This is a genomic window from Sinomicrobium weinanense, from assembly GCF_018863395.1.
Taxonomy (GTDB): domain Bacteria; phylum Bacteroidota; class Bacteroidia; order Flavobacteriales; family Flavobacteriaceae; genus Sinomicrobium; species Sinomicrobium weinanense.
Genome location: NZ_JAHKRR010000011.1, coordinates 140,097 through 152,521, shown reverse-complemented (window position 1 = coordinate 152,521; position 12,425 = coordinate 140,097). Strand labels below are relative to the sequence as shown.

The following is a 12,425-nucleotide window of genomic DNA, read 5'->3' as shown; positions in this document are numbered from 1 at the left end:
GCCCTTGGGTATGTGCCTCCGGTTGAGTACGCAAAGAAAAATCTCAGCAAGGCTAGCCTTGCTGAGATGAATCAAAAAGATGATAAAATTGTACTAACTAACAGTTCTAATTAGGGGAAGCTTACAATTCATGCTCGATGCTCTTCCAATCGACATCCTCGGGAAAAATGGGTGCGCCAGGAACTTTTACTTGTGGCTCTAAATACCCTTCTGGTGTACGCTGCCCGAAGGATAATCCGTCGTCACCAATTACGTCAGCACAATCTTCAACAAATTTATCAAGGATGTGCAAAAAACGGATATAGTATACCACTAAAAACGGGTTAAAGTGAGCATAGCACAGCGGGTGAAACTGAGCCACCCAAAACGGATGAAAGTGAACCACTAAAATCGATTCTATTTGAAGTGTGCGCAATAGTCTTTTTTTGTTAAAAAGATTATGGCTAACAAACAAATAGAGATGCGAAAAGTAAAAAAGATATTTAAGTTATACAGTGCCGGGGTCAGTAAGCGCCGGATCAGTTCCCAGTTGGGGATCTCCCGTAATACCGTAAGCAAGTACATCGCTTTTTTTCAACGTTACCAGTTGACCTCTTATGAAATAGAGGCCATGACCCAGGAGGAGCTTCATACCCTTTTTAACTCCACTGAAAAGCCCAAGAGTGAACGCTTACGCACTTTGGAAAGCTACTTTCCTTATTTTGACAAAGAGTTGCGTAAAACCGGGGTCACCAAGGAATTGCTCTGGCAGGAGTATCATAAAAAACATCCTGATGGATATCAACTTACACAGTTCCGTTATTGGTATGGGCAATGGACCAAAGAGGTCTCTCCTGTGATGCATTTTACCCATAAGGCGGGCGATAAGCTATTCCTTGATTTTACCGGGAAGAAACTTCCCATAGTAGACCGGCACACTGGGGAAATACAGGAGTTGGAAGTCTTTGTTTGTGTACTGGGCAGCAGTCAATACACCTACGTGGAGGCCTGTGAGAGTCAAAAGAGAGAAGATTTTATACACTGTGTGGAGAACGCATTTTGGTTTTATAAGGGCGTACCTGAGGCCCTTGTTCCGGATAACCTTAAGGCAGCTGTGACCAAGGCCAGTCGGTATGAAGCTCGAGTGAACGACACCTTTGCTGATTTTGCTGAATATTACCAAACCGCTGTACTTCCTACAAGAACCTACAAACCCAGGGACAAAGCTATCGTGGAAAATGCCGTCAGGATTATCTATACCAGGGTCTTTGCCCCTTTAAGAAACCAGACCTTTTATGATAAACCTTCATTGAACAAGGCCATTGCTTTTTTGTTGGAACAGCATAACAAGATGCCTTTTAGAGGGAGAGAATACTCCCGTTATTCTCTATTTATGGAAATCGAAAAACAAGCCCTCAAACCGTTGCCGGCAAAGCGGTATGAGGTTAAATCTTCTGCTAATGGGACCGTTCATAAAAACAGCCATGTGTATCTAAGTAAAGATAAACATTACTATAGTGTGCCCTACAAGCATATAGGAAAGCGTGTCAGGATTATCTATTGTGACAGCTTGGTAGAGATTTACCATAACCAACAACGCTTGGCTGTCCATGAAAGGGATAAAAAGAAATACGGATATACCACCACCAAAGAGCATATGCCTTCATACCACAGGTTTGTCAGCGAATGGAGTTCGGAGAAGTTCATCGCTTGGGCAGGTCATATAGGAGAGGCTTGTAAGGCCTATATCATTAAAATACTCGATAAGAAACAACACCCGGAACAATCCTATAAATCATGTCTTGGTATACTCCACCTGGCTAAAAAGGCGGGTAATGAACGCCTGGATAATGCCTGTAAAAGAGCCCTGGGCTATGAAGCCTATAATTATAACATGATTGAACGTATCCTTGCAAACGGATGGGACAAACTCGATGAAGATATCGAAGAACATACCGACATCCCCAACCATAAAAACATCAGGGGCGGTGATTATTATAAGTAAATATCAATACTATGAATACACAAACATTAGAACAAATGAAGGAATTAAGGCTCTATGGCATGTATAGGGCTTTTACGAGCGCTCTGTCCTCGCAGAGCATCGCTTATACCAATGATGAGCTGATCGCCTATCTCTTGCAATCCGAGTGGGATGACCGGCAGAACAGAAAAATTGAACGCCTGACCAAGGCCGCAAAGTTCAGGTACAAAGCCGTGATGGAAGACATCGCCTTCGACGCTGCCAGAAACATCGATAAAAATCAAATACAGCGCTTTGCTTCCTGTCAATTTATAGATAAAAAGGAAAACATATTGATTACAGGTAGCACAGGGACTGGAAAAAGCTATATCGCTTCAGCCATAGGCCATCAGGCTTGTTCACTGGGATATAAGGTGACGTACTTCAATGCCAATAAACTCTTTACCATGCTCAAAACCTCAAAGGCTGACGGGTCTTATATCAAACAGATCAACAAACTGGAAAGACAGGATGTACTGGTCCTTGACGATTTTGGATTAAAAGGCTTAGATCATATCAATAGGCAAATGCTGATGGAAATCATAGAAGACAGGCACGGAAAACGCTCCACGATTATGGCTTCTCAGCTCCCTATAGAGGCCTGGCATCAAACTATCGGGGAACAGACTATTGCAGACGCTATTTTAGATCGCCTGGTACATACCGCTCACCGGATTGATATAAAGGGAGAATCCATGCGGAAGAAACTAAGAAATAAAAGCTAACTTTACACCAAGAATGAATCGATTTTAAACACTTCATTTACACTGCTCACTTTTATCCGTTTTAGGTGGCTCACTTTGTCCGTTCTTTCCACCTGATCCCATTTATAGAAATCACTTACGGATGTATAAATTCCTCCGTCTCCAAGCAGATAACTGTATAAATTTTGATCTTCTTTCACCAGTTTATCACCCTTCAGGTTATAACCGTATGCCCTGTTTGCAATCACGCCTGTTCTGCTGTTTAAAGTAGAATTGGTCATTCCCAAAGGATCAAAAATCCTCTGCCTAAGAAAATCTGCAAAAGAGATCCCGGAAGCCTTTTCAACAATCAACCCCAGTAACACATAAGCCGTATTATTGTATGAAAATTGGCTTCCCGGTTCAAATACGGTGCTGTCCTGTCGTTCCATCAAATGCAAAACATCGGTATCTGTCAAAGGATCAGTTCTTTCAGGTCTAACGAGTTGGGCATACCCCAATAATCCCGAAGTATGAATCAACATCTGCCGGATGGTCACTTTTTTCCCATAGGCAGGAATATCCGGAAAGAATTCAGTTAACCGGTCGTCGAGTTTTAGTTTTCCTTCATCTCTTAGCATCATGATTGCCATTGCAGTAAATGATTTTGTAACCGAAGCAATCCTATAATTTGTATTTTCACTGGCTTTATGCCTGTTTTGTATGTCCGACAAACCAAAAGATTTATTGTACAGGATTTTGCCATTCTTAAGTACCATGATACTAATCCCGGAGGTATGTATGGTATCATAATTACTGAAAATGCTGTCCATTGCCTTTTCCTTTTCGGACTCCTGTCCCCGTATTAGTTGTATAACCAAGGATATTATTAGTAATAAAATCAATCGCTTCATCCCAGAAAAAATTAGCCGTTAATTCAATCTCTCCCAAAAAAGATGCAAAAATTAAGCAGATGTTACACAAACTGAAATATTTTGATTGTTTTACACATTACAAATTACCCCCTATAAGCCACCTATAATTTCAAAATATTTTCAATCCTAAAGCTCATATAAAAGCTCCAAATCTTCCAAAAACTGGTTCGAGTTTTGTATCGTTGGGTCCACGTTAAAAAACCCGCTCTTTCGAAGCGGTTTTTTGTCTGGCCAACTTGATGTTTTTGGAAAAACCACGGCCCTATTCTCCTCCCACCTCTCGCTCTGCCACCAGGGCCATATGCACACACCCCCTCCTTTTCCCCTGATGTCAAATAATCCCTATCCACAAGACTTACGTTTATCTTTATCTAAGAACATCGTTTAAACAACAATTCACTAAAAAATTTGCTCAGGGGTACATCTTTAATTACATTTGTAAATGTAAATTTTACATTTATTTAATCAGCCTTAAACGACCGCGATGAGACAATTTATAAGAATATGGCCTGTACTTCTCCTTTTTATTACAGTGAGTTGTCAGGAAAAGAAGCACCGTAAAAACACCATTGAAGATGCAGACCACAAGGAAACAGGATACCTGCTCGAACCCGTAGACATTAAAAACGTAAAGCTCACGGATAAATTTTGGCTGCCTGTCATTGAAACCGTTCAGAAAGAGACCATAGCATATGCCATTAAAAAATGTATAGCGGAAGGCCGTTTCGATAATTTCCTGATTGCAGGGGGAAAAATGGAAGGGAGAGTTAAAGGAAAAATGCCCTTTGATGATACCGACGTCTACAAAATTATAGAAGGGGCCTCGTATTCACTTATCAGCGCCCCTAACCCGGAGCTGGAAAAGCAATTGGATTCTCTTATCGGAATTATAAAAACCGGCCAGGAAGAGGACGGTTACTTAACCACCTGGCGAACCATTGACCCGGCAAGGCCACCTTCGACCTGGGTGGATGTAAAGGAAGGAAAACGCTGGGAGTCTCTTTCCATGAGCCATGAGCTGTACAATGCGGGCCACTTATACGAAGCAGCTGCGGCACACTACCGGGCAACAGGCAAAAAAAACTTTTTGGAAATAGCATTGAAAAATGCCGATCTGATAGTGAACACTTTTGGTGATGGCGAAACCAAAATACACGCCGTCCCAGGTCACCAGATCATAGAAACAGGATTGATAAAACTATACCAGATCACAGGTAAGGATGCGTATCTGGATCTGGCCAGATATTTCCTCGATAACCGGGGGAATCCGCATAACCATGAGCTTTTCGGAACTTATTCCCAGGACCATGTTCCGGTGACACAACAGAACGAAGTGGTAGGCCATGCAGTTAGGGCTGTGTATATGTATGCCGCCATGACAGACATAGCAGCGTTGCAAAATGATATGGTCTATGAGAAAGCAGTCAACAAACTCTGGCACAATATGGTAAATAAAAAAATGTATATCACCGGCGGTATAGGGGCCAGGCACGAAGGCGAAGCCTTTGGTGAAGATTACGAACTGCCAAACTTAACGGCTTATAATGAAACCTGTGCCTCCATCGGAGATGTATACTGGAACCATCGTTTGCACAACCTCCACGGCGATGCTGCTTATTTCGACATCATTGAAAGGACGTTGTACAATGGGCTCATTTCGGGCCTGTCGTTAGACGGTAAGCAATTTTTTTACCCCAATGCCCTGGAATCTGACGGGATTTATAAATTCAACCAGGGTGCCTGTACGCGAAAAGACTGGTTCGACTGTTCCTGCTGTCCCACCAATATGATCAGATTTATACCATCGATTTCCGGACTGATCTATTCCAGGAGGCAAGATACGGTGTATGTAAACCTGTATGCATCAAACAAAGCATCCATAGCATTAGAAGACAATACAGTAGCGATAGAACAAACCACCGATTATCCCCGGGATGGCAAGGTTGGTATTAAAATAAATCCAGAAAAAAATACTCCGTTCACCTTAAGGCTAAGGGTTCCGGGCTGGGTAAGAAATCAGGTTTTACCGGGTAATCTTTATTCGTATAAAAATCCTTCAGACGGAAAGATATCCCTGTGGATAAACGGTGAAGAAACGGCATTGAACAGCGGCGACGAATATATTACCCTGACCAAAAATTGGAAGAAGGGCGAAACCGTAACACTACGGTTCCCGATGCAGGTGAAAAAAGTAGTTACCCATCCGGAAGTAGCAGAAAACAAAGGTAAAGTGGCATTGGAATACGGCCCTATGGTGTATGCCATAGAAGAAATTGACAACAAAGGCCATTTTGACACTATCAAAATAACCGATGAAGCATATACCGTGCACATGGAAAAAGGCCTTTTGAACGGGGTAAAAACCATTACCGGAGAACAAATAAAAGCAATTCCGTATTACGCCTGGTCCAACCGGGGTGTTGGAAAAATGAAGGTATGGATAGATACGGAAGAGGAATAAAGTTTACCTCTCCCCTTTTTTGTATGAGTACAGGTTAAAAAAATTATCGGCAGCAGGGTCTTTGTCCGGTCAAATCTGCCAAAAATATCAATTCTTCCACAAATTGGTTCAACAATATTCCCGGGCGCTTCACATTAAAAAATCCGCTTCAAGAAAGCGGTTTTTTTGTTTGATCACACCATGCTGTTTTTGAAAAAACTGCTACCCCTGTTTTCCTTTCTCCTTTCGTTCTGCCCTCAGACCATATGTACGTACGGATCTCCTTTTCCCCTAATGTCAAATAATCCCGTATCCGCAAAATCTACATTAATTTATCAGATGAAAAACCGGGACACAAAGGGGACTTTTCCCCATTCAAAAAGGGGCATAACACCCTTTTTAACAGCTGATTACATCTGTATTTTTATATCATTCTTTGGTCAAGGCCACAACAGGCCTTTCCAATTTTTGATGGAAAATACGAATTTGAAAAACTTATTGGACATGATTAGTACCCTCATATTTCTTCTATGAAGCGGATCAGGAAAAAATATGCTGTAACGAAATGCCGGAGTTTTTTAAACAGAAGGAAGGACAAGTCCCTATCGGTTTTATGAACAAAATATATAGATTATGAAAGCCTGCAGGAAAGTTAAGAGATGGATCACCAAAAAAATTCAGATCCCCGTGGAAAAAGTTATAAAAAAAGCAGAAAAACAATGCACGGAGGTCAAGAAGAAGATTGAAAAAAAAGTAAAGAAGCCTATTGAAAAATGGGTTTCAAAGCAAGAAAAAAAATGCAAGAAACGGAAGTGTAAATGGTACTGTCTATGCTGTAACAAATGGTTTTGCTGGATCGTGACCCTTCTCGTCAAAGTGGTCACCTGGGTTATTGTAACCGTCATTAAGTGGGTCACTTACCTGGCCTGCAAGATTGTAATGATTGTCATTAAGGTAGTGGTAAAATTTGTGATCAGGTTGCTGAAATTTCTCGTTACTTTCCTGGTGTGTATTTTTACCGATCCCTTAGAAGCCCTGAAATCAATTTGGGAATTCTGGAAAGACATCCTGGATATTATAGAGGATATTTTTGATTTCTATAAAGAATTGGTATGCAACATCATAGAATATTTTAACGATATTAAAACCCTTAACTGCTCACTTACCGAATCTTTCGGCTGGTTAGGAAGAGTCCTGTTTGGTTTTGTCGACGGGGTGGCTACTACCGCTCAACACCTGGTCGAAACGGTTTGCGATCTTTTAAGTGGGGTCCGGGATATAGTATTCGGGATCCTGAACCTTAACGGATGCAGAATAAGTGGTGGCCTGACCAACATAGGTACAGGGATCGGGCACGCTATTCTCTATGTCTTTGGCTTTGCAGGATGGATACTTGTAAGCGGTATTGCCAACAATGTCCGTAAAAAGAAGTTGAAAGAAATTATAGATTCTTCCCTCAAGGAAGCCTTTGGCGATAATAAGGACCGTATTGAACGTATTAAAGACGAAATGCGGTTTTACAGCTGCCCGATGGGATTGCCGGTAGAGATAGATGCCAGAAGGATGGCCATCCGGTCCGACGAATATTTATGGGAGTTGCACGTAGGGGGAAATATCGATCTCTTTGCATTGGCTGGACAAATAAACGGTTGTGCCGGAAAAAAATGGGCGACCCAAACTGCGTCCGTTCTGGGTGAAGTTGTATATACAGGCACCGACATCAGGGTTTCGTATTTTGACCTGAAACGGTTTATAAAGGAAGGCCCCGGATCAGTACCCGAATTTACCGTTTACCCGATCCGCTTAGATCGGTTTGAAAATTTTCTGAGGGTCGCCAAAGAAAAAGGGTACCAATTAGGCCTCGAGTTTTCCTGGGGAACAATAAGAGATTATACCATAGATCGCACATTTGATCCTAATAACCGGTTTATCCCTATGGATAAACCTACCCAGGACGAAGTATTTGCAAATTTTCCGCGGGAAGGGATCAACGACCCGCTTTGTAAAGTACCGGCACTGGCCATATTCCAATACTTAAATGATGACCCCGCTTTTGGGTTGACCAGCTGGTTTAGGCCTCCACCGTATGAAAACCCTTGTCCCGTATCGCAAGACCGTATTCGGGATTACAAAAGGAAAAGCGGCCTTACCTTTACCGACAGGATCCCTGCATTTGTTTTTAAAACGGTATTGGTACACGAGTTGGGGCATTATTTCGGACTATGCCACAAAAACCATAATGGATTGGAATATATCATGTTCTCTCCTGAAAAAAGTGACAAGACAGTTACCGGAAATACCTTCTTAATGTACTTGCTACTCAGTGGCGGCCCGTTCTTTACCCAAAATGACGTCAAAGAAACATGGAGATGGCTTACCCAGGTTGCCGCTGATTCCTGTCTGTTTCCTTAAACCATACAAACAAAAAACCAGCATGAAAGATTTTATGGTATATGGCTCAGCACATCTTTTGAAATTAATTTCAAAGGAAAAGCCTGACTTTTCCGGAAAAATAAAACTGCGAATTGACAGGCTAACAGAACGTGAAGCCGCCCGTTATGAAAGAAAATTAAACCATTGGCATGAGGCCTGCGGATGTGAATTAGGTGCTGTATTTTGTATATTATCCCTGGCAGGTTACTGCCTGTTTGCTCTGGTCACGTTAAAAATTTTCAACTGGAGCCTGATCGGTAACGGACTGCTCGTGGTTTTTGTTTCATCTTTGACAGGAAAAATTTCCGGAATAACCCTGGCTAAATACAGGTTTAAAAAAATGGTACAGGCCTTAATTAAAAAACTGAATTAAAATTTAAGAAACTGTCTGGCAGGAAAGATTTACATCGTTTGGCTTCCTGACCACTGGATCAGTACCATTTTTAAATGCCAAACAGTACTTATACTTATCATACAGATTAATCTCTTTGGTAAAGAAACTATTCCCTTTAATTACAGTTGGACAATGGGTTATATTAAAATCTCCCATGGTCAATAAACCTTTTTTACACGATTAAGTGTTAAAAACCGGGATCATTAAAACTTCTCCTCTTAATTAATCTAAAAAAATCACCATTTTGACTGTTATTATTTTAAAATTTTACCGAAAATAACTATATTAACAAAAATTTAACAACAGGAGGACTTCAACCAGCATCTAAACAAACTTAAATAACTATATATGAGATCATTACATTGTCTTGTTAAAAGAATGCGATATCGACCTATTGTTTACATTCTTATACTTTTAACCCCCGCATTGATTTCCGCTCAGGAAATATCAGTAAGCGGGGTAGTTACATCTGCGGATGATGGCGTGCCGGTTCCGGGGGCAAATATTATAGTGAAAGGAAGCGGAAATGGTACCTCAACCGATTTTGACGGTAATTATAGTTTAGAGAATGTCCCGGACAACGCAACCCTGGTTGTTTCTGCCCTGGGCTTTGTAAGTCAGGAGGTACCGGTAGCAGGAAAGTCTCAAATCAATGTGGTCCTGGAAGTAAGCACGGAGCAATTAGAAGAAGTAGTCGTAACAGCTTTTGGTTTGGAGCGGGAAGAAAAATCAATTACCTATGCCGCCCAGGCCGTAAATTCTGAGGGGATGAAAGAAGCCCCGCCTCTGAATATTACTTCAGGTCTATCCGGTAAGGTAGCAGGTATTTCGGTAACACAAGGTGCAAGTGGTGTAGGTAGCCCGACCCGTGTGGTTTTAAGAGGTAACCGCTCCATTGCAGGGAGTAGCCAGCCACTTTATGTGGTAGATGGTGTGCCGTTAGGCGGAGATATCAGCAACCTCAGCCCGTACGATATAGAATCTATTTCTGTACTACGCGGACCGAACGCGGCTGCACTTTACGGTAACAGGGCAAACAACGGTGCTATTGTTATAACTACAAAATCGGGGAATGGTATTGAAGGGACTACGGTATCTGTGGTTACATCCTTAATGACCAGTTCGCCGAATATTTTATGGGATTACCAGAACAAATACGGACAAGGGATTGACGGAACATACAGCCCGTCTTCAGTAACTTCATGGGGGCCGGAAATGACCGGACAAACAGTAGACCACTGGAGCAACGATCCTAACGGCCCTACTTCTTATGCCTTTAATGCACAGCCCGATAACGTTAAGGATTTTTATAATACAGGTTATGAGTTCAATACCAACTTCTCCATAGCAAACACCACCGGGAACGGAAGCAAGTTCCTTTCTTATACGTTTACCGATGCCGAAGGAGTTGTACCCAATAACGCTTTAAAAAGGCATAATCTCCTTGTCAGGGGAACACAGACTGTTTTTGACAAGCTAACAGTCGATGCAAAATTAAACTATATAAGGTCAGATTTTGATAACCAGGTGTATGGAGGCGATAATTTTGCAAACCCGAACAGGCATGCACTGAGGTTGCCACGTAACATAAGGACCGGGGACATACGTCAATTTGAGTTTTTTGCCGAAGATGGTTCAACGGATCAGCATTTCTGGAAACCGGGAGATAATGGCGGAGCCAACCCGTATTGGACTGCCAACAGAAATAATAACGAAATTCTGAACGAACGGGTCTTGGGACTATTGTCATTAAAATACCAGGTAACTGACGAATTGAGTATCCTGGCACGTTCTGCCATAGACCGTACTAATTTTTACCGTGAAGACAAATGGCATAACGATTCCTATATCATAGCTCAAAACGGAATGTACGCAGTAGAAGATCAGGTGTCTACGGAATGGAATTCAGATGTTTTGGTAAACTACAAAAACCAGTTTGGTGATTTTTCTGTTGATCTTAGTGCCGGAGCAAACCTGAGAACTGAAAAACTGCAGGGAAACAGAACAGCAGCAAACACCACTTCCGGCCTTAATATTGAAAATCTGTTCTCGTTAACAAATATAGCTTCCCCTATTTTGGAAGAAACTTTTGCCGAAAAAGAAGTGCAATCGGCCTATGCATTCGGGCAAATCGGTTATAAAGAATTCCTCTACCTGGATGCCAGCTTCCGGAACGACTGGAGTTCTACCTTACCAAAGGCAAACAGGTCATTTAACTACCCATCTGTGGGACTGACGGCCATTATCAGCGACATGGTGAAAATGCCTGATTTTATGAATTTTGCAAAATTGAGGTTCAACTATGCCAAAGTAGGTGGCGATACCGATCCGTATATGTTAAGCCGTGTATTGGAATTAATCCCGGGTGGTTCTTCAGGGGTGTTTGACCCAAGCTCTACATTACCCATAGAAAATCTCCTGCCGGAAGAAACCACCTCAACAGAGATCGGAGCAGACCTGCGTTTCTTTAATAACAGGATCGGTTTAAATATTACTTATTATAAGTCAAACAGTATCAACCAGCTCTTTACAACACCGGTACCGGTAGCCTCAGGATTCTCTGCAGTATTCCAAAACGGCGGTGATATCCAAAACAAGGGGATTGAGTTAGTTTTAACCGGTACACCCGTACTAACCGACGATTTTAAATGGGATATAACTTTTAACTTCAGTAAGAACGAATCGGAAGTATTAAAGATAACCGAAGGATTTGATGAAATAGGGTTACCATCCGGGCCTCCTTTCTGGGGACGTGTGGTAGCTGAGGTTGGTAAACCCTTTGGAGAGTTCTATTCCCGCGGATTTGAAAGAGATGGCAACGGTAATGTCATTGTTGATGGAAACGGGCTTCCAATGATCACCGGAGGTACCACAGTTAGCCTGGGTAACTTCAACCCTGACTGGTTAGGGGGTATTTCTAACGAATTCAGTTATAAGAACCTAAAACTGAGTTTCCTTATTGATATCAGACAGGGCGGTGTTGTTTCCTCATTTACCGAAGCAGTACTTGCAGGAGATGGTTTAATTACCACTACATTGCCGGGAAGAGAAGGCGGAGTTTTTGGCCAGGATATATTCCCCGGCGAAACTGCTGTTACGCAGGATGGGCAGCCTAATAATATACAAACTACGGCCCAGGCGGTTTATTCGGCTGTTGGCGGTAGAAACACACCCGTAGGTGAGGCTTTTGTAAGAGATGCCAGCAATGCCCGTTTAAGGGAGCTTTCACTAAAATATTCGTTTTCCGAAAAGATACTGGAAAGGCTTCCGGTGAAGAGCCTGGATGTTGCCCTTGTTGGAAGAAACCTGTTCTTCTTGTGGAATAAAGCAAAATATTTCGACCCTGAGGCCTTCCCTACCACGGGAAGCGGGCAATCAGGATTCAACTCATTTGCTACACCGACATCCAGAAATGTGGGGGTTAATATTAAGTTCACCTTTTAATAAGAAAAATTAATTGCGATATGAAATGCCCATGACCAAATTTCCGGACACCAGCCGATATGATCATAGGGCATTCCATCTGACCACTAAAAAA

8 protein-coding genes are annotated in these 12,425 nt (G+C 42.1%); 6 read left to right on the top strand and 2 right to left on the bottom strand.

Annotated features, from left to right (window positions below):
• Positions 1-121: 121 nt before the first annotated feature.
• On the bottom strand, positions 122-415 hold the full coding sequence (locus tag KN811_RS20060) for a hypothetical protein (RefSeq protein WP_187964098.1): 294 nt from the start codon (positions 413-415) through the stop codon (positions 122-124).
• A 24-nt stretch (positions 416-439) separates the two neighbouring features.
• On the opposite strand from KN811_RS20060, the gene istA reads away from it, so the two are divergent.
• Together istA and istB are read left to right on the top strand one after the other, a co-directional pair.
• A complete protein-coding gene (gene istA, locus KN811_RS20055; RefSeq protein ID WP_187964097.1) occupies positions 440-1,984 on the top strand; it encodes an IS21 family transposase in 1,545 nt (514 codons plus the stop codon).
• A gap of 11 nt (positions 1,985-1,995) precedes the next feature.
• On the top strand, positions 1,996-2,727 hold the full coding sequence (istB, locus tag KN811_RS20050) for an IS21-like element helper ATPase IstB (RefSeq protein WP_187964096.1): 732 nt from the start codon (positions 1,996-1,998) through the stop codon (positions 2,725-2,727).
• A gap of 2 nt (positions 2,728-2,729) precedes the next feature.
• Here the strand turns inward: istB and KN811_RS20045 are convergent, their stop codons facing one another.
• A complete protein-coding gene (locus tag KN811_RS20045; RefSeq protein WP_187964095.1) occupies positions 2,730-3,518 on the bottom strand; it encodes a serine hydrolase domain-containing protein in 789 nt (262 codons plus the stop codon).
• A 586-nt stretch (positions 3,519-4,104) separates the two neighbouring features.
• Here KN811_RS20045 and KN811_RS20040 point away from each other — a divergent pair.
• From KN811_RS20040 to KN811_RS20025, 4 genes are all read left to right on the top strand, one after another.
• Positions 4,105-6,081, top strand: a complete 1,977-nt coding sequence (locus KN811_RS20040; protein WP_187964094.1) for a glycoside hydrolase family 127 protein — start codon at positions 4,105-4,107, stop codon at positions 6,079-6,081.
• Positions 6,082-6,918: 837 nt separating this feature from the next.
• A complete protein-coding gene (locus KN811_RS20035; protein ID WP_187964093.1) occupies positions 6,919-8,472 on the top strand; it encodes a phage tail family protein in 1,554 nt (517 codons plus the stop codon).
• A 22-nt stretch (positions 8,473-8,494) separates the two neighbouring features.
• On the top strand, positions 8,495-8,866 hold the full coding sequence (locus tag KN811_RS20030; RefSeq protein ID WP_187964092.1) for a hypothetical protein: 372 nt from the start codon (positions 8,495-8,497) through the stop codon (positions 8,864-8,866).
• Positions 8,867-9,265: 399 nt separating this feature from the next.
• Positions 9,266-12,331, top strand: coding sequence for a SusC/RagA family TonB-linked outer membrane protein (locus KN811_RS20025; protein WP_187964091.1), 3,066 nt, complete (start codon positions 9,266-9,268; stop codon positions 12,329-12,331).
• The last annotated feature ends 94 nt before the right edge of the window (positions 12,332-12,425 follow it).

Excerpts from the sequence above, each read along its gene's own strand:
- istB (WP_187964096.1), top strand. The coding sequence starts at position 1,996 with ATGAATACACAAACATTAGAACAAATGAAGGAATTAAGGCTCTATGGC.
- KN811_RS20045 (WP_187964095.1), bottom strand. The coding sequence starts at position 3,518 with ATGGACAGCATTTTCAGTAATTATGATACCATACATACCTCCGGGATT.
- KN811_RS20030 (WP_187964092.1), top strand. The coding sequence starts at position 8,495 with ATGAAAGATTTTATGGTATATGGCTCAGCACATCTTTTGAAATTAATT.
- KN811_RS20025 (WP_187964091.1), top strand. The coding sequence starts at position 9,266 with ATGCGATATCGACCTATTGTTTACATTCTTATACTTTTAACCCCCGCA.
- KN811_RS20040 (WP_187964094.1), top strand. The coding sequence starts at position 4,105 with ATGAGACAATTTATAAGAATATGGCCTGTACTTCTCCTTTTTATTACA.
- istA (WP_187964097.1), top strand. The coding sequence starts at position 440 with ATGGCTAACAAACAAATAGAGATGCGAAAAGTAAAAAAGATATTTAAG.